We start from the raw sequence: 20023 nt of genomic DNA on the forward strand, positions 1-20023 counted from the left end.
CGCGACCGCCGTTACCGCGTCAGGTGAACGTTCAGGGTCCCGTTCTTGAGCATCATGACGCCCGGGAGCGGGCCGCGCTGACCGGCGTACATGTCGGCGACCGGGGCGACCGTCAGGTACAGGTTCTGGCCGGCCGGGACATCGACCGCGATCGCGGGCAGCTCGATCGTGCGCCGGACGCCGCGGGCCGTGGACTTCTCGCGCAGCGGCATCGTGTTGTTCTGCACGACCTTCGCGGTGAGCGGGTTCTTGCCGACACTCAGCGCGAAGTACGCCGCCGACCGTGGGACGACCGTGTAGACGTCGGCGGTCAGCGTGGGCGTTCCGGCGACCGTGACCGGGCCCTTCGCGATCGGCAGGTTGACCGGCAGGCCGACGCCGGTCGGCGCGACGATCTTGCCGAGCGGGTACCGCTGGTTCGGCGTCAGGTTCCGTTGCGTGAGGCAACGGCCGTCGGCGGTCGACAGGTGGTACGTGCCGAAGCCGCTCAGCCCGGTGTCCTGGTGCAGCAGCCGCAGCCTCATGAACCGGAGCGCCAAGGCGGAGAAACTGGATGATCCGAGCGTGATCGAGCACGGGTCGCCGGCCGTCCCGTAGCCCGGCGGTACGACGCTGGGCAGCGTGTGGCCGCCGTTGTACCCGACGAAGATCGACTTGGCCCGGGCGCGGGCTGTGAGCGCCCGGTCGAAGTTCGCGAGGCCCTCGTTGAGGTTGAACAGGTTGTCGGTGATGCCCTGCCCGAACAACACCGGGATGTCGAGCTTGCGCCCCTGCCGCACGTGCCAGGCGGGGCCGTTGTGCGCGAAGAACGCGTCGAGGTCGCGGCCGGCCTTCCCGGTCGGCCACCCGCCGGTCGCGATCAGCTGGACGAACGCCGCCGACACCGCCGGCGGCAGGTGCGTACCGCCGACCGCGAACAGGCTGGTCAGCCACAGCGTCCGGGCGGCCTCCTGCGGGGCGAGGCTCTGCTTGAGGTCCCACCAGGTGATCTCCGGGGCGAGCGCGTCGAACCGGGTCCGCCCGCTGTCGCGGAGTTCGGTGAAGGCGCCGGCGAACTGGTACCCACCGCCGTACGACCCGCCGATGGCTCCGATCAGCGGATCGCCGGGGCGTTGCTGCGTCACCCAGTCCAGGCCCGCGACCAGGTCGACGAGTTTCACGACGTCGCGGCCCTCGTAGTCCGGGTTCATCACATGCGCGACGCCGGTGCTCTGCCCGAAGCTGCGCTGGTCGAAGCTGAGGACGCCGAAGCCCGCGTCGAGCCAGGCCTTGAACGCGGCCGGGTCCGTGGTCCGGCTGCCGCCCCAGCCGTGGCTGTGGAAGATCAGCGGCACGGTGTGCTGGGCCGTGGCGGTCGCCGGTTTGAACAGCGAGTAGCAGATCCGGACGGGCGTCGTCGTACCAGGCTCCGGGACCGACGCGACACATCCGTTCGTCACCGTGCTCGCGGCGGCGGCCGGAACCATCGGCGAGAGCAAGAGGGCGACTACACCGACCAGCGCAAGCACACGACGCATCTGTCACTCCAGGTGATCGACGGATCTCGCTTCGCACACGCTAGAGGACGGGCCGGGGGTTGACCAGAGCCGAGGCAGAGTACTGGGACACTGTGTGCGTGCATATCGCGATCGAGGTCGTCGCCCTCGTCGCTGTCGTCGCGGCGGTCGCCGCGCTGGCGCGACGGATAGGGATCTCGGCCCCTCTGCTGCTGGTCGTCATCGGGGTCGCCGCGTCGTACCTGCCGTTCATCCCGCGGGTCGAACTCGAGCCCGAGGTCGTGCTGGTCGGGTTCCTGCCGCCGCTGCTGTACTCGGCCGCGATCAAGACCAGCCTGGTCGACTTCACCAAGCACCGGCGGTCCATCGGGCTGCTGTCCGTCGGCCTGGTCGCGTTCACCGCGCTCGGCGTCGGCGTCGTCGCGTGGTGGCTGCTCGGTCGGGTGGCGGAGTCGATCGGTCAGGAGCCGCTGCCGTTCTGGGCCGCGTTCGCGATCGGCGCCGTCGTCGCGCCGCCCGACGCGGTCGCCGCGACCGCGATCGCCAAACGGGTCGGCCTGCCGCGCCGCGTGGTCACGATCCTCGAGGGCGAGAGCCTGATGAACGACGCCACCGCGCTGGTCTGCCTGCGGACCGCGATCGGCGCCGCAGTGGTCGCGCCGACCGTCTGGGACGTCGGGGCGGACTTCCTGCGGGCGGCCGGCGGCGGAGTGCTGGTCGGCATCGTCGTGACGTTCGTGCTCGCCAAGATCCGCCGCCGGTTCACCGATCCGGTGCTGGACACCACGCTCAGCCTGACCGCGCCGTTCATCGCGTACATCGCGGCCGAGAACCACTACATCCACGCGTCCGGCGTACTCGCCGTGGTCGTCACGGGCCTGTTGCTCGGCCACAAGGCCCCGATCATCCAGTCGGCGAAGTCGCGGATGTCGGAGCGGACCAACTGGCGGACGTTCCAGTTCCTGCTGGAGAACACGGTCTTCCTGCTGATCGGGCTGCAGACCCGGTGGATCCTCGACGACCTCACCGAGAGCCCGTTGCCGACCTGGCTGATCGCGACCACGACGGTCGCGGTGTTCGTCGCGGTGGTGCTGCTGAGGCCGATCTGGGTGATCCCGACGACGCTGCTGTCCCGCCGCTTCCTCGGCCCGTCGCGCCCCGGTCCGGTGTCGCGCCGGGCCCTGATCGTGGTGTCGTGGGCCGGGATGCGGGGCGTGGTCACGCTGGCCGCGGTCTTCACGCTGCCCGAGAACACACCGCATCGCGAAGTCCTCGTATTCATTGCCCTCGCCGTCACCGCGGGCACACTGCTCGTCCAGGGCTCGACGCTGCCCTGGCTGGTACGTCGCCTGCGCCTGCCGGGACCGGATCCCGCGGAGGACGCGCTGCAGGAGGCCGCCGTACTGCAGGGAGCTCATCGGGCCGCGATCGCGAAGCTCGACGAGATCTCCATGCCGACCGACCCGCCCGCGGTCCTCGACGTGCTGCGCCAGCGGGGTGAAGCGCGGGCACAGGCCGCGTGGGAGCGGCTGGGGCGGCCGGAGACCGAGTACGAGACGCCGAGCGAGGCGTACCGGCGGCTGCGGATCGCGATGCTCGAGGCCGAACGTGCCCACATCCTGAAGGTCCGCGACGCCGGGCTGGTCGCCGACGAGGTGCTGCAGCGGGCGCAGAACGCGCTGGACATCGAGGAGTCGATCCTGGACCGCGACGAGGACGACGACGTCGGCGGCCGCTCCGAGGACCTGAAACCGAAGACGTCGCCGGGTGGCGCCTGTGAGCACCTGGAGCAGGCACCGGTGGTGGTCACGCCGAACACACCGGACGGCTGCGAGGAGTGCCTGGCCGAGGGCGGTTCGTGGGTCCACCTGCGGCTGTGCCTGGGGTGCGGCCACGTCGGATGCTGCGACTCGTCGGTGATGAAGCACGCCAGCAAGCACAACGCCCAGACAAAGCACCCGGTGATGCGCAGCTTCGAACCGGGCGAGACGTGGCGCTGGTGCTTCCTCGACGAGAAACTGGGCTAATGGCGGATTGCTTGTTCTGCTCCATCATCGCCGGTACGACACCGGCGCAGATCGTCCTGGACACACCGGACGTCGTCGGGTTCCTGGACGTCCGGCCGGTGTTCAAGGGCCACACGCTGCTCGTGCCGCGCACGCACGTGCCGACGATGGTCGAGCTGACCGACGAGCTGACGGTGCCGCTGTTCGGAGCGGCCCGCTCGGTCGCGAGCGCCGTACGGACCGCGTTCGACGCGCAGGGCTCGTTCGTTGCCGTCAACAACGTCGTGTCCCAGTCGGTGCCGCACCTGCACGTCCACGTCGTACCCCGCACCAAGGGCGACGGCCTCCGCGGCTTCTTCTGGCCGCGCACCAAGTACGCCGACACCGCCGAAGCCGAGGAGTACGCGGGGAAGCTACGCGCCGCCCTTGGTGACTGAGTGATCTACGGGCGGGCGGTCTCCCACGCCACCGTGTCCTCGGTCGCGCTGAGCGTGCGTGCGGCCGCGGGAGGGGTGTCGCCGGTCAGGTGCAGGCCGGGCTTGCCGTCCTCGATGGTGAACTGCGCGCGGGTGAAGACCTCGGCGTCCTTGGTCTTCACCGCACGGACGGTGCGGAAGTCGGCGACCATCGACTCGCGGGTGATGGTGGTGTTGACATACCCGCGCAGGTTGTTCTGGAAGCGCAGGTGCGGGTTCCACGTCAGCCAGGGGTGCGCCGTCGTCGGTGAGTCCGCGCCGTCGCCGCCGGTGCTGATCGACGAGCAGACCAGCTCGGAGCCGACCGTGGCCGACGTCGGGTCGTCGTAGTCCAGCTTCAGGTCCGACGCCCAGTGGGCGTGCACGTCGCCGGTCAGTACGACGGCATTGCGGACGCCGGCGTCGACCCAGCCACGGGTGATCCGCTCGCGCGAGGCGACGTACCCGTCCCAGGAGTCCATCGACGTCACCTTCAGCGGCCCCTGGTTGTTGTCGCGCTGCGCGAAGAACACCTGCTGACCGAGGACGTCCCACCGCGCCCGCGAGCGGCGGAAGCCGTCGAGCAGCCACTCCTCCTGCCGCGCACCGGTGATCGACCGCTTCGGGTCGACCGCGGCCGGGCAGTCCTTGTACCCGTCACCGCAGCCCTGGTCGTCGCGGTACTGCCGGGTGTCGAGCATGTGGAACGTCGCCAGCTCGCCCCAGTGCGCGCGCCGGTACAGCTGCATGTCGATCCCGCGCGGCTTGGACGTCGCGCGCAGCGGCATGTTCTCGTAGTAGGCCTGGAACGCCGCCGCGCGACGGGCGAGGAAGTCCGGCTGCGGGATCTCCGGCTTCTCGTAGACCTCGTCGGCCCAGTTGTTGTCGAGCTCGTGGTCGTCCCAGACCACCAGCCACGGCGCGACCGCGTGCGCGGCCTGCAGGTCCAGGTCGCTCTTGTACTGCGCGTGCCGCTGCCGGTACGACGCCAGGTCGGTCGTCTCCGGCCCGTCATGATCACGGACGTTTCCGCCCGGCGCGACGTACGTGTTCTTCGTGTACTCGTACTGGTAGTCGCCGAGGTGCAGGACCAGGTCCGGCCGGTCCTCCGCCAGCCGCCGGTACGCCGTGAACCAGCCGTGCTCGAACTGCGAACAGGACACGAACGACATGTTGAGGTTCGGCGGTGTCGTCCCGCGGGCCGGCGCCGTCAACGTCCGGCCGGTGCGCGACACGTAGCCCTCGGCGCGGAAGCGGTAGTAGTACTCGCGGCCGGGGCGCAACCCCTGGATCGTGACATGGACCGCGTGGGCATGCTCCGGGCGGGCGACGGCGACGCCGGCCTTGACGACGTGGCGGAAGCGCTCGTCGGTCGCGACCTGCCACTGGACGGCGTACGGGCGGTTCGGCATGCCACCGAGGCCGTTCTCGGCGACCGGGTCGACGGCCAGCCGGGTCCACAGCACGAAGCCGTCGGGCCACGGGTCACCGCTGGCGACGCCGAGCGTGAACGGGTCGTGGCGGACGGGCGTCGCCGCGGCGGTCGCCGGCGTGGTCAGGGTCGCGGTCAGTCCGGTCACAGCCGCAGTGGAAGCCAGGCCGGCTTTCAGGACGGATCTACGGGAGGTCTGCATATGCAGACCGTTCCCGCCAACGATGTGCGGACGCTAACGCCTGGATGGCCAATCGGTGACATGAGCATCACCGGCGGATAGGTCCCGTTCGTACTCCACCTGGGGCAGCGGGTTGCCGTCGCCGAAGTCGCGGGTCTGGGTGGCGCCGGTCTCGACGAAGCCGCATTTGGTGTAGAAGCGGCGGGACTGCGGAGTGTCGCGAAGGGTCCAGAGGTGGACGCGGTCGTATCCGTCGGATTCGAGCTGTTGCAGGGTGGCTGTCATCAGCGCCGCGGAAACGCCGCTCCCCCAGCCGTCGGGGTGGGTGTAGAAGCTGTGGATCTCCGCGAACCCTGCGCGGGCGTCCGACGGCTCACACCATGAGATCGCGAGCGGCCGATCACCGACGAACCCGAGCATCACGAGCCCTTCGCCGGCCTCGAGCCGCGCGTGCCATCTGGTCCGCCGGCTCGCAATCCCCTCCCGCGCAACATCCGCCGAAAAGAGCGGCGCATAGGCAGCACCCCACGACGCAGCATGCACGTCGCCAACAGCAGCCCCGTCGGCCACGGTCGCGGCGCGCGCGGAGATGGGTCCGCCCAACCTGACGGGGCTGGGGTGGTCAGTGGATCGGTCGGTCAAGGCGTTCCTCCAGCTTGGTCAGCGCACGCTCGACTGCGGCGCGCACAGCCTGGTCAGGGTCGTCGGCCAACGGCCGGATCGCGGCGGCATGCTCGTACTCCCCCGCGGCGCCGATCGCGCGGACAGCCGCCGTACGGACTCTCGGCAGCTCGTGATCGAGCATCGGCAGCAGCGCGTCGACGAGCTGCCCGAGCTCGCGCTGCGCGGTGATGCGCGCGATGTGCTCCCGGACCCGCCAGGCCGGATCGTCCGCCACCTGCTGAAGGGCGTCAACCACGTCGTCCCGCCACACGTACAGGAACACCCGCGCCGCCCACACCCGGATCCAGTAGTAGTTGACCGGATCAACAGGCGCCTTCCACCCACCCGGATTCTCCGACCCGGTGATCGCCACCAGCTTCGGCAGCTCAGCGCCGTACGCCGCCTCCCCCGTGATCTCCCCGGTCAGGAACGCAACGCACCAGTCGACGACGACGTCCTCGCCGTACGTCGCGCACGCGACCCGCACGACGTCGCGCGGTGACTCCCGGTCGGCCATGACATGAGTAAACCGCGGGCCACCGACAGTTCCGGTGACCCGCGGCTACCAGTTGCTGCGTCAGCTCGCGATCAGCGAGCGGAGCACGTACTGCAGGATGCCGCCGTTGCGGTAGTAGTCGGCCTCGCCGGGAGTGTCGATGCGGACGACCGCGTCGAACTCCTTCACGCCGCCGTCGGCCGCGGTCACCTTGACGTGCACCGTGCGCGGGATCGAGCCGTCGTTCAGCGCGGTCACGCCGGTGATGTCGAAGGTCTCCTCGCCGGTCAGGCCGAGCGACTCCGCGTTCTCACCTTCCGGGTACTGCAGCGGCAGCACGCCCATGCCGATCAGGTTCGACCGGTGGATCCGCTCGAAGGACTCGGTGATGACGGCCTTCGCGCCGAGCAGCGCCGTACCCTTCGCCGCCCAGTCCCGCGACGAGCCCGAGCCGTACTCCTTGCCCGCCAAGATCACCAGCGGCGTACCGGCCTCGGCGTACGCCTGCGCGGCCTCGTAGATGCTCGTCACAGGCGCATCGGACTTGGTGAAGTCACGAGTGAACCCGCCCTCGGTGCCCGGCGCGATCTGGTTGCGCAGCCGGATGTTCGCGAACGTGCCGCGGATCATCACCTCGTGGTTGCCGCGGCGGGAACCGTACGAGTTGAAGTCCTTGCGGTCCACCCCGTGCTCGGCCAGGTACTTGCCGGCCGGGCTGTCGGCCTTGATCGAACCGGCCGGGGAGATGTGGTCGGTGGTGACCGAGTCGCCCAGCTTGGCCAGCACGCGGGCGCCGGCGATGTCGGTCACCGGCGACGGGTCCTTCGCCATACCGTCGAAGTACGGAGGCTTCCGGACGTACGTCGACTCGGCGTCCCACGCGAACGTCTTGCCCTCCGGCGTCGGCAGCGACTGCCAGCGCTCGTCACCGGCGAACACGTCGGCGTAGTCCTTGGTGAACATCTCCTTGCTGATCGAGCTCGCGATGGTCCGCTCGACCTCGTCGGCGCTCGGCCAGATGTCCTTCAGGAACACGTCGTTGCCGTCGGTGTCCTTGCCCAGGGCATCGGTCTCGAAGTCGAAGTCCATGGTGCCGGCCAGCGCGTACGCGATCACCAGCGGCGGCGACGCGAGGTAGTTCATCTTCACGTCCGGGTTGATCCGGCCCTCGAAGTTCCGGTTGCCGGACAGCACACTCACGACCGCGAGGTCGGCTTCCTGCACACCGGCGGAGACGGCCTCCGGCAGTGGGCCGGAGTTGCCGATGCAGGTGGTGCAGCCATACCCGACGAGGTGGAAGCCGAGCTTCTCCAGGTACGGCGTGACGCCGGCCTTCTCGTAGTAGTCGGTGACGACCTTCGAGCCCGGCGCGAGCGACGTCTTCACCCACGGCTTCGAGGCCAGGCCCTTGTCCACCGCGTTCTTCGCGAGCAGCGCGGCTGCGAGCATGACGGACGGGTTCGAGGTGTTGGTGCAGGAGGTGATCGAGGCGATCACGACGTGGCCGTGGTCGAGCTCGACCTCCTGGCCGTTCAGGCTGATCTTGGTCTTCTTCGACGGGCGGCCGTTGCCACTGCCGTGCGGCACGTGCGGCTCGTCGTTGACGTTGCCGTGGCCGTTCGGCGCGTCACTCGCCGGGAAGCTGCCGGTCTCCGACGGGTCGACGTCGAGCTCCTCGGTGGCGTAGTCGGCCAGCGCACCGCGGAAGCCTTCCTTGGCCTCGCTCAGCGCGACCCGGTCCTGCGGGCGCTTCGGGCCGGCGATCGACGGTACGACGGTCGACAGGTCGAGCTCGAGGTACTCCGAGAACCGCGGCTCGACGGCCGGGTTGTGCCAGAGGCCCTGCTCCTTGGCGTACGCCTCGACGAGCGCGACCTCGTCGTCGCCGCGGCCGGTCAGGCGCAGGTACTCCAGGGTGACGTCGTCGATCGGGAAGATCGCGCAGGTGGAGCCGAACTCCGGGCTCATGTTGCCGATCGTGGCGCGGTTGGCCAGCGGGACCGCCGCGACGCCGTCGCCGTAGAACTCGACGAACTTGCCGACCACACCGTGCTTGCGCAGCATCTGGGTGATCGTCAGCACGACGTCGGTCGCGGTCGCGCCGGCCGGGACGGACCCGGTCAGCTTGAAGCCGACGACCTTCGGGATCAGCATCGACACCGGCTGGCCGAGCATCGCGGCCTCGGCCTCGATACCGCCGACGCCCCAGCCGAGCACGCCGAGGCCGTTGACCATCGTGGTGTGGCTGTCGGTGCCGACGCAGGTGTCCGGGTACGCCTGACCGTTGCGGACCATCACGGTCCGGGCCAGGTGCTCGATGTTCACCTGGTGCACGATGCCGGTGCCCGGCGGGACGACCTTGAACTCGTCGAACGCGGTCTGGCCCCAGCGCAGGAACTGGTAGCGCTCACGGTTCCGCCCGTACTCGAACTCGACGTTGCGCTCGAACGCGTCCGGCGTACCGAACACGTCGATGATGACCGAGTGGTCGATGACCAGCTCGGCCGGCGCGAGCGGGTTGATCTTGGTCGGGTCACCGCCGAGCTCGCCGACCGCCTCGCGCATCGTGGCCAGGTCGACCACGCACGGGACGCCGGTGAAGTCCTGCATGATCACCCGCGCCGGGGTGAACTGGATCTCGGTGTCCGGGGCCGCGTTCTGGTCCCAGTTACCGAGCTTGGTGATGTGCTCGGCGGTGATGTTCGCGCCGTCCTCGGTGCGCAGCAGGTTCTCCAGCAGGACCTTGAGCGAGTACGGCAGCGTGTCCGCACCCTCGATGCCCGCCAACCTGAAGATCTCGTACGACTGTCCGTTGACCTCGAGTGCCCCCTTGGCACCGAAGCTGTCGACGCTCGCCATCAACCTGCTCCTCTGTCCAGTCCCGTGTCCGCTGCGCCCATCCTGCCGAGCGCGTTGACCGGCCACGAGGTCAGGTTCCCCTAACCTCGCGCCGGAAACTCTCTCGACATCAAGATACACGACATCGAGTCAACTTTCCCGCGATCAGGAAACCTGTGGAAGAACGTCGGCCGCGATCAGGTCGAGGTGGTCGAGGTCCTGCAGGTCCATGATCTGGACGTACTGCCGCTGCGATCCCACCGCGGCGAACCGGCCCAGCCGGTCCACGACCTCGGCCGGCGTACCGGCGATCGCGTTCGCCTTGAGGTCCTCGACGTCGCGCCCGATCGCCTCGGCGCGCTGCTTCACCTCGGCGTCGTCCTTGCCGACCACCACGGTGTGCGCGGTGGAGAGCGCGAGGGTCTTCGGGTCGCGGCCTTCGGTTTCGCAGGCCTTTTGAACGCGCTGGAAGAGCGTGTCGGTCAGCTCGACGCTGCGGAAGCCGGCGTTGAACTCGGCGGCGTACTTCGCGGCGAGCTCCGGCGTACGCTTCTTGCCCGCGCCGCCGACGATGATCGGCGGGTGCGGCTGCTGGACCGGCTTCGGCAGCGCCGGCGAGTCGCTGATCTGGTAGTGCTCGCCCTGGAAGTCGTACTTCTCCCCCACCGGGGTGTCCCAGAGGCCGGTGATCAGTTCGAGCTGCTCGGTGAGGAGGTCGAAGCGGCCGGGGGTGTCGGGGAAGTCGAGGCCGTAGGCCTTGTGCTCGGCTTCGTACCAGCCCGCGCCGAGGCCGAGTTCGGCGCGGCCGCCGCTCATCTGGTCGACCTGCGCGACCGAGATCGCCAGTACGCCGGGGTTGCGGAAGGTGGCCGAGCTGACCAGCGTGCCGAGCTTGATCCGCTTGGTCTCACGCGCCAGGCCGGCCAGTGTGATCCAGGAGTCGGTCGGGCCGGGGAGGCCGTCGTTCTCGCCCATGACGAGGTAGTGGTCGGAGCGGAAGAACGCGTCGAACCCGTTCTCCTCCGTCTTGCGGGCGACCGCGAGAAGGTCGTCGTACGACGCGCCCTGCTGAGGTTCGGTGAAGATCCTGAGAAGCATGGCGCCAACGCTATCTCGCGCTGGTGTACAGCTTCTCCAGGTACGACGGCTGCCACTCGGCACCGCGGCTGTACAGCCTGCGGACCAGCTCGTTCGCGTTGAAACGCTCCTCGACCGGGTTGTCCCACCAGTCGGGCACCTGGTCGTACCACCGGTCGATCCGCAAGGTCCGGCCGGCCGCGTCGATCCGCGCGAACAGCCAACCGCCCTGCTCATCCTTCGCCTCGGTCAGCCAGAGGTCACCGAGCAGACCGCTGAGCTTGTCGGCGGCGAACTCGGGATCGTCCACGTCCGGCGGCTCCAGGTCGAACCGGTACGACGGGGCGCTCGGGTCGAGCACCTGTACCTGGATCGTGAACCCCGACGGCACGATCGCCGTCCGCGCCCGGCACCAGTCATGCAACGCCCGCACCGCCTCCGACTCCTCAGGCCGAGGCCGCGGCCGCTCCACCTCGGCCCGCATAGCCTCCTCGAGCGACCCAGCCGGCGGCACCACCCGAGGCCCCCCACCCCCAACCAACCCCAACCCAGCCACCAACATCCCACCCAGAGCCGCCCCACCAGCTCCAACCGACTCCACCAGCCCGGCCGGCTCGTCCTCATCCACCACAGGCACAAACCCGGTAGGCATGTCATCCTCCGGGTCACCCCCGAACCCATCACCCGGGACCATCTCCCAGTCCCCCGCCAGCCGCGCCACAGCCGGCTCCAACCCATCCGCGCCAGGCAGCGGCTCGCTGTATGAGGCGCTCGCGGGCTGCCGTTCGGAGGGCGAGATCTGGTCGGGGTCTGCGTGCGGCTCGGACCACGGTTCCGGCTCCGGTTCCGGGGTCGGCTGTGGCTCGGGTTCCGGCATCGGTTCCGGGGTGGGCTCCGGCTCGGGCTCGGGGAACGGTGCCGGCTCGGGATCCGGGAACGGGTTCGGCTCGGGCTCGGGGTCCGGGACAGGCCCGGGGATCGGCTCAGGCTCTGGGAAGGGCGAAGGAACCGGCGTCGGTGTCGGGCCGGGGGTCGGTACGGGCGCCGGGGTCGGCTCAGGTCCTGGGGTCGGTGCGGGTCCTGGGGTTGGCTCGGGTGCCGGGGTTGGCTCGGGTGCCGGGGTTGGCTCGGGTGCTGGGGTTGGCTCGGGGGTTGGTGGGGTGGGCTGGGGCCAGGGTGCTGGGTGGGGCTCTGGTTGCGGCCACGGTTCGGGCTGCGGCTGGGGTTGTGGCCAGGGCTGGGGTTGAGGGTGGGGCTCTACTTGAGCTTGAACCTCGGTGACGGCGGGGATCTCAGCGGTCTGGTCGTCGTCCGCACCCGCAAACTCGTCCGCCTGGAGCGCGGAGTCGGGAGCCACTGGCTCGTGAGCCGGATCGACGGCGCGCGCGGGATCTGCCGCGGCCTCGGGGTCGGGAGCGGGAGTGGGGTCGGTGGTGGGGGCGGGGGCGAATGGGGATGGGCCGGTGAAGGATGAGAGGTCGTCTTCGTCGGCGGGGGGTGGGTCCAGGACCGCCTCGATCTCGGCGGTGGGGGCGTCGTCGTCTTCGAGGTCGGCCACCGAGGCGACCGGCGGGTCCACCGGTGCCGCATCCGCCGACCCACCGGGTGCCGCTGCGGTGGGGTCTTCTACCCATTTGCCGTTGATCCAGGCGGGGCCTGTCCAGGCTGGATCGGGGGCTGGATCGGGGGTGGGGTCGGGGAAGGGGTTGTAGGCGCTGGTGGCGTCCTGGTCGGGCCAGGACTGTTCTGCGGTTTCCCAGTCCTGGTCGGCGGCGGGGGTCGCGCTGGCGGGGGCGTCGGCGAAAAGGCTGTTGTAGAAGTCGTCGCCCTCGTACACGCCGCCGCCGACCCGCGGCGGTTCGGACGACGGCAGCCCAGGACTCGAGAGGTTCTCCGGCAGGTACGTCCCGGGCGCGGCGGGATCGACGTACGGCCGGGGCGGTGGGTCGGCGATCGGCTGGCCGGTGAAGGGGCTGATACCGGGTGGGACGACGTACGACTCCTCGTCGTCGCCTGGCAGGTTGTCTCCGATCACGGGATCTTCAACGACCGAGACCTCGGCTGTGTCAGGGTCTGTGGCGAAATTTGCCGGTTCTGCAACGTTTCGGGTGAAGTCCTCGCCCGCGGTGACGCCGGCGGGCAGGTCCGGTTGCACCGGTGACCGCGGGTCGATCCCGAACTGCCCGAAGAACGCCGCGAGCGCGCCGGCCGAGATCCCGGGCCCGGCCGCGGCGCGGATCAGCTCCACGCCGTACGGGCGGAGTTCGTCGAGGCCGCCGAGGTAGTCGCACCACTCCGCGACCCACTCGACCATCTCGTCGGCGGTCGCCTCGTCGGACGCGATCCAGTCCCCGATCGCCGCGAACCCGTCGTCCACAGGCTGCCACGGGTCACCCGGGTACGACGCGCGCGCCCAGCTCCCGTTGAACGCGCCGTACACGAACCCGAGCTCGCCGGCCGTCTGGCGCTGCCGCACCTCCGGCTGCCCGATCCAGTCCGGCGACCCGGCCAGCAGGTCCTCGCCCGCGGTCCGACTGTGCTGTGTGTGGAATCCCCACAGCACCGCCCGCCCGTCCGGCAGGCGCGCCATCCGCAGCACGGAGGCGGTCTCGTCCTGGTGGTGGTACCCGTCCGCGTCGGCGTACCAGCGCCGGTCGAAGCCCGTGGCGTGCGCGACCGCGGCGAGTGCGCTCCAGCGGGCGCGCAACTCCTCCGGGTCGTCCAGGTCAACGAGCGGCATCAGGTCTCCAAGCGCATTTGGATCCAGGCCCAGACGCTACCCGAGCCCTCCAGGACTGGCCACTTCGCTGTCCACAGGCTCGAGGATGGCGACGCATTCGATGTGGTGGGTCATCCCGAACAGGTCGAAGGCGCGCAAGGACGCGATCCCGTACCCGAGGCGGCCGAACGTCTTCAGGTCCCGCGCCAGCGCCGCCGGGTCGCACGCGACGTACGCCACTCGCCGCGGTCCGAGCGCCGCGATTCGCCGTACGACGTCCTTCCCGGCCCCGGTCCGTGGCGGGTCCAGTACGACGAGGTCCACATGCTCCAGACCCTGGCCGGCCGCCGCGTTGAGTACCCGGTCGACGTCGCCGTTCTCCAGCGTCACGCCGTCCAGGTCGTGCAGGTTGCGCCGGGCGTTCCGGACCGCGTCCTTGTCGCCCTCGATCGCCAGCACGGGGCAGCCGGCCTCTGCCAGGAACGCCGCGAACAGTCCGACCCCTGAGTACAGGTCGAGCGCGGTCTCACCGGCAGCAGGCTCCAGCCCGCTCAGTACGGCGTCCACAAGCGTCTCCGGCGCCGCCGGGTGCACCTGCCAGAACCCACCGGCCTCCACCAGGAACCGCCGGTCGCGCACCACCTCTACCAGCCGCTCCCCCGGGTCCCGGTCGGTCAGTACGGCGGTCTTCCCCTCGGACGACACCACCGCCTGCACCGACGACACGCCCGGCCAGCGTGAGCTCAGCACGTCCGGTGTCCCCGGGTGCGCGAGCAGACACTGGTCGATCTGGATCAGGTCGTGGGAGCGGTGCGCGTACATACCGGGCCGCTCGTCCACGACGGCGTACCGCATCCGTGTCCGCCAGCCGAGCCCGTCGTCACCGGGCGACTCCATCACGATGGTCCGTTCGATCCCGCCGATCCGCCGGAGCGTGTCCGACACGACCGTCGCCTTCAGCCGCCGCTGCTCGACGATGTTGGCGTGCTGGAAGTCACAGCCACCGCACCGGCCCGGTCCGGCGTACGGGCACGGCGGCTCGATCCGCTGTGGGGACGGTGTGAGTACCTGGACCGCGTCGGCCCGCAGGTACTTCGCTGTCTGTTCCGTGATCCGGGCGTGCACCAGCTCCCCCGGCAGCGCGTGCCGGACGAAGACCACCTGCCCCTCGTGGCGGGCGACACAGTGTCCCCCGTGCGCGACTGGACCTACCTCCAGCTCGACTACCGCCCCGACCAGACTGTTCTCGTCTGTCACCGATCTCCTGACGCCTTGCGGGCACCGCGCCGTACCTGGCCGGCCACCCGTTCCACCCGGTCCTGCCGTTCCTCGGCCCCCTGCGACGAGAGCAGCTGGTAAGGAACGGACGTAACCATCACACCAGGTGTAAACAAGAGGCGCCCCTTGAGCCGCAGGGCACTCTGGTTGTGCAGGATGTGCTCCCACCAGTGCCCGACGACGTACTCGGGGATGTAGACCATCACCACGTCCCGCGGGGACTGCCGCCGGATGTCGCGCACGTACTGCAGGATCGGGCGGGTGATTTCCCGGTACGGCGAGGCGAGCCGCTTGAGCGGGATCGGGATGCCGCGGGTCTCCCACTCGGCCTGAAGCGCGTCCGACTCGTCCCGGTCGACGTCGACGGTGACGGCCTCGAGCTGGTACGGGCGGGCCGCCTTGGCGAAGGCCAGCGCCCGCAGCGTCGGCTTGTGCAGTTTCGACACCAGGACGATCGCGTGCACCCGGGACGGCAGCATCAGCGGCTCGTCGCCCTCGGCCGCCATCTGCCGGCGGACCGTCTCGTAGTGCCGGTGGATGCCCTTCATCAGCAGGAACAGGCAGGCCATCGCGATGATCGCGATGTACGCGCCGAGCAGGAACTTCGTGATCAGCACGATCACCAGCACCACGCCGGTCAGCGTCAGGCCGATCGCGTTGATCACCCGGGACCGGATCATCCGGACCCGTTTGCCCGGGTCCTGCTCGTCGCGCAGCAGCCGGGTCCAGTGCCGGACCATGCCGATCTGGCTGATCGTGAACGAGACGAACACGCCGACGATGTACAGCTGGATCAGCCGGGTCACCTCGGCGTTGAACGAGACGATCAGCACGATCGCGAAACCGGCCAGGATCACGATGCCGTTGCTGAACGCCAGCCGGTCACCGCGGGTGTGCAGCTGTCGCGGCAGGTACCCGTCGCGGGCCAGGATCGACCCGAGCACCGGGAACCCGTTGAACGCGGTGTTCGCGGCCAGTACCAGGATCACGCCGGTCGCGGCGGCGACCAGGTAGAAGCCGGGCGAGAAGTGGTCGAAGATGCCCTTGGCGAGCTGGCCGATCACCGGGTCCTGGTGGTACCCCTCGCCGACCGGCACCCCGTCGCGGAGCAGCTGGGTCCCGGGGTCCTCGGCGAACCGGACCTTCATCACGTTCGCCAGCGTCACGACGCTGACCACCATCGCGATCGAAATGGTGCCGAGCAGCGCCAGCGTGGTCGCGGCGTTCCGGCTCTTCGGCTTCTTGAACGCCGGTACGCCGTTGCTGATCGCCTCCACCCCGGTCAGCGCGGCGCACCCGGACGAGAACGCCCGCAGGATCAGGAACGCCATCGCGAGCCCGCTCGCCCCGTGTGCGAACTGGTCCTCGGCCGCGATGTCGAGCCCAGAACTCGACGCGTCCGGCAGATGCCCGAACAGCAACCGCCCGAAGCCCCAGGCAGCCATCCCGAGGATCGTGAACATGAAGATGTACGTCGGGATCGCGAACGCCGCCCCGGACTCGCGCACGCCCCGCAGGTTCATCGTGGTCAGGAAGAGCACCGCGATCACGGCCGCCGTCGCCTGGTGTCCCTCCAGCGCCGGGATCGCCGAGGCGGCGTACTGCGCGGCCGACGAGATCGACACCGCGACGGTCAGGACGTAGTCGACCATCAGGGCGCTGGCGACGGTCAGGCCCGCGGTCGGGCCGAGGTTCACGTTGGCGACCTCGTAGTCGCCGCCGCCGGACGGGTAGGCGTGCACGTTCTGCCGGTACGACAGCACGACGACGACCAGCACCACCGCGACCGCGAGCGAGATCTTCCAGGAGATCGTCAGCGCCGCGAGCCCGGCGATCGACAGCGTCAGGAAGATCTCGTCGGGGGCGTAGGCGACCGACGACAGCGCGTCGCTCGCGAACACCGGGAGGGCGATGCGCTTCGGCAGCAAGGTCTCACCCAGCTGAGTGCTGCGCAGTTTGCGTCCGAGCAGCAGCCGTTTGCCGATATCGCCTAGAGCGGGAGTCACACCGGTGATGTTAGAGGCACCCGCAGGTCGGTGTAGCGTCTATCCCTGCCGAACCGAGCCAGCGGCCCGCCACGGGGCAGGGAGTGATCAGCGAGTGCACGTCGTCATCATGGGCTGCGGCCGCGTCGGGTCGATGCTCGCCCGCGGTCTGGAGAAACGCGGCCACACGGTCGCGATCATCGACCAGTCGGCCGACGCGTTCCGCCGGCTGAGCCCCGCGTACACCGGGCGGACCATCGTCGGGATGGGTTTCGACCGCGAGGTGCTGATCGAGGCCGGGATCGAGGACGCCGAGGCGTTCGCGGCGGTCTCGAACGGTGACAACTCGAACATCCTGGCCGCCCGGGTGGCCCGCGAGACGTTCGGGATCAACAACGTGGTGGCTCGGATCTACGACCCGGGACGCGCCGAGGTGTACCAGCGGCTCGGTATCCCCACGGTCGGCACCGTCCGCTGGACCGTTGACCAGATGATGCGCCGGCTGCTCCCCGAGGGCTCCGAGCCGGAGTGGCGCGACCCGTCCGCCACCGTGCGGCTGGCCGAGGTGCATGTGCACGCGGACTGGATCGGCCTGCCCGCGTTCGACATCGAGAAGGCGACCGGCGCCCGGGTCGCGTTCCTGACCCGGCTCGGTGAGGGCGTCCTGCCCCGGGCGGACACGGTCATCCAAGAGGGTGACCTGGTCCACGTCGTGATGCTGGAGCGCGACGCCGCCGCGATCGAGGCCCAGCTCGGTACCAAACCTGAAGAGGCCTGAGGAGCTGTGATGCGGGTAGCCATCGCGGGAGCCGGCAACGTGGGTCGTTCGATCGCCGGCGAACTGCTGGAGAACGGCCACGAGGTCCTGCTGATCGACAAGGACCCCCGGGCGATCAAGGCCGAGTCGGTGCCGCGCGCCGAGTGGCTGCTGGCCGACGCCTGCGAGCTGTCCTCGCTCGAGGAGGCCGCGCTGCAACGGTGCCAGGTCGCGATCGCCAGTACCGGTGACGACAAGGTCAACCTGGTCGTGTCCCTGCTCGCGAAGACCGAGTTCGGCGTACCCCGGACCGTTGCCCGGGTCAACCACCCGCGGAACGAGTGGATGTTCAACGAGGCCTGGGGTGTGGACGTCTCGGTGTCGACGCCGCGGATCATGTCCGCGCTGGTCGAGGAGGCGGTGTCCGTCGGCGACCTGGTCCGGCTCTTCACCTTCCGCCAGGGCGATGCGAACCTGGTCGAGCTGACGCTGCCCGAGGACTCCCCGATGATCGGTCTGCGGGTCGGCGACATCGACTGGCCGCTCGACACCGCGCTGGTCGTCATCCTCCGCGAGGGCCGCGTCCTCCGCCCCGACCCGGAAGGCACCCTCGAACTCAACGACGAACTCCTCTTCGTCGCCGCCGACGAGACCGAGGAACAGCTCGAAGACATGCTCTCCCCGCACCACCGCAAGTCGGAGTAGAGCGGCCCGGTGCCTCCTCAGATCCAGCAGTTCCAGGTCAATCTGTTCTGCGACGACGTTGATCGGTGCCTTGCGTTCTACCGGGGTCTCGGACTGACGGAGATGTTCCGGGCACCCGCCTCTGATCCCATTGCCCATGTGGAGGTCGAGGCGGCCGGGGTTCGTATCGGGTTGACGTCGGCGCGCGTCGCCAACGAACTCGTCGACCTCGGTGTGGCGCCTGCCGATCGCCCCGCGACGGAGATCGTGTTCTGGTGCGACGACGTGGACGCCATGTACGACGTCGCCCTAGCCGCGGGCGCCACCGCCGTCGTCGCACCGACCGATTCCCCGGACGGCCGACTGCATTACGCCTGGGTCCGCGACCCTGACGCCCACCAACTCAAGTTCGTCCAGAACCGCCGGTAGCCCGCCGGCTCCCTGGATCCTGGGGCTGGGGCTGGGCTGGGGCTGGGTCTGGGCCCAGCGGCCACTCACTGCAGACCAACGCGCCAGCACCCACCGCCGACCGCCGCCACCGAGAACGCGTACTCCGAGGCCCACCTACTCAAAGGCACCTCCTGCTCCGCCTCCTCGGCCGTGTCGAGGCGTGCCGTGTCAAAACCTCTCGCGTCGAGTCCTCCCGCGTGGACGGCGAGTGACCGTTGGTGCGTGCCGGTGTCGTCGACGACGAACCGGAACCCGTGCGGACTGACCCAATCAACAGCACCGCTGGGCAGGCGTCGGCTCCGCCACCCACCGAACGTCTTGGCACGGTGATGGATCCGGGTCAGCGGTATGAGGTTGTCGGTGCCGGTCTGCCCGGATTGACCGGTTTGACCGGTCTGTCTGGGTGGCCCGGTCCGGTCGTACGGCGTGATGTGGTCCTGATCCATCCGCCTGGTGGCCTCCGCCCCGCCGTACGGGAACATGTCGACCGGATGCCTCAGCCGCACCCGCTCACGGATCCGCTCCGGAATCTCGTAGCCATGCACACTGACCTGATCCTGCAGATCAATCACCGGCTTCACGACCACCTGGCCATGCCCCAGCAACTCACCCAACTGACTGGCGAGCAACGGTCCGAGCTCTTCAACCCGCAGCACACCGTCCCCGGTAGCCAGCGTCCGATCCGTCAGATGCACATACAACGTATGCCGCTCCCGCCGCCCGCTCCCCGCCCCCAGCCCGCTCTTGCATGCATCCCGCTTGATCGCCGCAAGCCGCCCCGGCAGCGACCCCGCCAAAGCCAGCCGCGTGAACGCATCCTCACCATCCCCACCTTCACCGGCAACGCGGTCCGCGCCATGGCCCCCACCGTCATAGGCAGCGTCACCCCAACCGTCGCACGGGCTGTCGTATGCACCGTTGTCCCCGGCGAGCGCCTGGTCCTCAGCCGTTTCATCAACCTCGAGCGGCGCGGTGTTGTCAGCTGCCGATACGTCCGGCTCAGGCTGGGCAGTGTCGTCAGCTGCCGGGATGCCCTGCTCAGCCTCGGCGGTGTGATCGGCCGCTGGTGCGTCCTGCTCGGCCTGTCCGGTCCTGTCTTCTGCCTCGGTCCACTGGGGTGCATCGTCAGCAGCATCTGAGGTGACGGGCGTCCGGTTGTGCGGTGGCTGAGGGTCTGTTGGCTGGCGGTCAATGGGCTGGGAGTCGGTGGGCTGGCGGTGGGTGGGCTCGGGGTCGCCTTGCTGGGCGCTCGCCGGCTCGGCGTGGGTGGGTTGGGTGCGGGCGAGGTAGCGGGCAACTTCGAGGAGTTGGTGGGCGGCGGCAGGGTCGGAGATCCAGCCGAGGGCTTTGGCGCGGCGCTGGTCCAGGTCGTCGGGGTCGCCGAGGATCTTCAAGGCACGCGCGAGGTCGTCGATGGTGGCGTCGAAGCGGATCACGTCACCGGCGGCGGCGCGGACCCAGATTTGCTTGGTGCCGTGGTCGTCGGACGGGGCGACGAACACGCCC

General features: G+C 69.6%; 14 protein-coding genes and 1 pseudogene. 5 read left to right on the forward strand and 10 right to left on the reverse strand.

The genetic code is table 11. From position 1 onward, the window contains the following. Positions 1-11 precede the first annotated feature (11 nt). Positions 12-1517, reverse strand: a complete 1506-nt coding sequence (locus tag E0H50_RS36500; RefSeq protein ID WP_131295581.1) for a CocE/NonD family hydrolase — start codon at positions 1515-1517, stop codon at positions 12-14. Positions 1518-1615: 98 nt separating this feature from the next. Between E0H50_RS36500 and E0H50_RS36505 the strand changes: the two genes are divergently transcribed. After that, positions 1616-3523, forward strand: a complete 1908-nt coding sequence (locus tag E0H50_RS36505; RefSeq protein ID WP_131295582.1) for a Na+/H+ antiporter — start codon at positions 1616-1618, stop codon at positions 3521-3523. Further along, positions 3523-3939, forward strand: coding sequence for an HIT family protein (locus E0H50_RS36510; protein WP_131295583.1), 417 nt, complete (start codon positions 3523-3525; stop codon positions 3937-3939). The genes E0H50_RS36505 and E0H50_RS36510 overlap by 1 nt, the downstream gene beginning before the upstream one ends. Positions 3940-3944: 5 nt before the next feature. Here the strand turns inward: E0H50_RS36510 and E0H50_RS36515 are convergent, their stop codons facing one another. The 8 genes from E0H50_RS36515 to E0H50_RS36550 form a co-directional block, all read right to left on the reverse strand. Then, entirely contained in the window at positions 3945-5537 is a 1593-nt protein-coding gene (locus E0H50_RS36515; protein WP_238151603.1) for an alkaline phosphatase D family protein, read from the reverse strand. Between the two features lie 87 nt (positions 5538-5624). After that, positions 5625-6173: a GNAT family N-acetyltransferase gene (locus E0H50_RS36520; protein ID WP_238151604.1), complete on the reverse strand. Its 549-nt coding sequence runs from the start codon at positions 6171-6173 to the stop codon at positions 5625-5627. Between the two features lie 19 nt (positions 6174-6192). Continuing rightward, positions 6193-6750, reverse strand: coding sequence for a HEAT repeat domain-containing protein (locus E0H50_RS36525; protein WP_131295585.1), 558 nt, complete (start codon positions 6748-6750; stop codon positions 6193-6195). 60 nt (positions 6751-6810) lie between these two features. Further along, the gene (acnA, locus tag E0H50_RS36530; protein ID WP_131295586.1) at positions 6811-9588 is read right to left on the reverse strand and encodes an aconitate hydratase AcnA; all 2778 of its coding nucleotides are present in this window, start codon (positions 9586-9588) and stop codon (positions 6811-6813) included. A gap of 144 nt (positions 9589-9732) precedes the next feature. Further along, complete coding sequence (locus tag E0H50_RS36535; RefSeq protein WP_131295587.1) at positions 9733-10665, reverse strand: LLM class F420-dependent oxidoreductase; 933 nt, start codon at positions 10663-10665, stop codon at positions 9733-9735. 10 nt (positions 10666-10675) lie between these two features. After that, complete coding sequence (locus tag E0H50_RS43595) at positions 10676-13384, reverse strand: hypothetical protein (RefSeq protein ID WP_202868490.1); 2709 nt, start codon at positions 13382-13384, stop codon at positions 10676-10678. A 36-nt stretch (positions 13385-13420) separates the two neighbouring features. Next, positions 13421-14620: a class I SAM-dependent RNA methyltransferase gene (locus E0H50_RS36545; RefSeq protein WP_131295588.1), complete on the reverse strand. Its 1200-nt coding sequence runs from the start codon at positions 14618-14620 to the stop codon at positions 13421-13423. Further along, positions 14617-16647: an APC family permease gene (locus E0H50_RS36550; protein WP_131295589.1), complete on the reverse strand. Its 2031-nt coding sequence runs from the start codon at positions 16645-16647 to the stop codon at positions 14617-14619. Before E0H50_RS36550 ends, E0H50_RS36545 begins: the two co-directional genes overlap by 4 nt. 94 nt (positions 16648-16741) lie before the next feature. Between E0H50_RS36550 and E0H50_RS36555 the strand changes: the two genes are divergently transcribed. Genes E0H50_RS36555 through E0H50_RS36565 form a run of 3 tightly spaced genes read left to right on the forward strand, consistent with a single transcriptional unit; the run spans position 16742 to position 18496 of the window. Next, entirely contained in the window at positions 16742-17404 is a 663-nt protein-coding gene (locus E0H50_RS36555) for a potassium channel family protein (RefSeq protein ID WP_131295590.1), read from the forward strand. A gap of 9 nt (positions 17405-17413) precedes the next feature. Continuing rightward, positions 17414-18088 (forward strand): potassium channel family protein, encoded by a 675-nt coding sequence (locus E0H50_RS36560; RefSeq protein ID WP_131295591.1) that lies wholly within the window; start codon positions 17414-17416, stop codon positions 18086-18088. Between the two features lie 9 nt (positions 18089-18097). Then, positions 18098-18496 (forward strand): VOC family protein, encoded by a 399-nt coding sequence (locus E0H50_RS36565; protein ID WP_131295592.1) that lies wholly within the window; start codon positions 18098-18100, stop codon positions 18494-18496. A 65-nt stretch (positions 18497-18561) separates the two neighbouring features. Here E0H50_RS36565 and E0H50_RS43270 read toward each other — a convergent pair. Continuing rightward, positions 18562-20023 (reverse strand): annotated as a pseudogene (locus E0H50_RS43270) (hypothetical protein); the annotation flags it as partial.

This window comes from Kribbella sindirgiensis (assembly GCF_004331435.1).
Lineage (GTDB): Bacteria > Actinomycetota > Actinomycetes > Propionibacteriales > Kribbellaceae > Kribbella > Kribbella sindirgiensis.

Excerpts from the sequence above, each read along its gene's own strand:
- E0H50_RS36500 (WP_131295581.1), bottom strand. The coding sequence starts at position 1,517 with ATGCGTCGTGTGCTTGCGCTGGTCGGTGTAGTCGCCCTCTTGCTCTCG.
- E0H50_RS36510 (WP_131295583.1), top strand. The coding sequence starts at position 3,523 with ATGGCGGATTGCTTGTTCTGCTCCATCATCGCCGGTACGACACCGGCG.
- E0H50_RS36525 (WP_131295585.1), bottom strand. The coding sequence starts at position 6,750 with ATGGCCGACCGGGAGTCACCGCGCGACGTCGTGCGGGTCGCGTGCGCG.
- acnA (WP_131295586.1), bottom strand. The coding sequence starts at position 9,588 with ATGGCGAGCGTCGACAGCTTCGGTGCCAAGGGGGCACTCGAGGTCAAC.
- E0H50_RS36535 (WP_131295587.1), bottom strand. The coding sequence starts at position 10,665 with ATGCTTCTCAGGATCTTCACCGAACCTCAGCAGGGCGCGTCGTACGAC.
- E0H50_RS43595 (WP_202868490.1), bottom strand. The coding sequence starts at position 13,384 with ATGCCGCTCGTTGACCTGGACGACCCGGAGGAGTTGCGCGCCCGCTGG.
- E0H50_RS36560 (WP_131295591.1), top strand. The coding sequence starts at position 17,414 with ATGCGGGTAGCCATCGCGGGAGCCGGCAACGTGGGTCGTTCGATCGCC.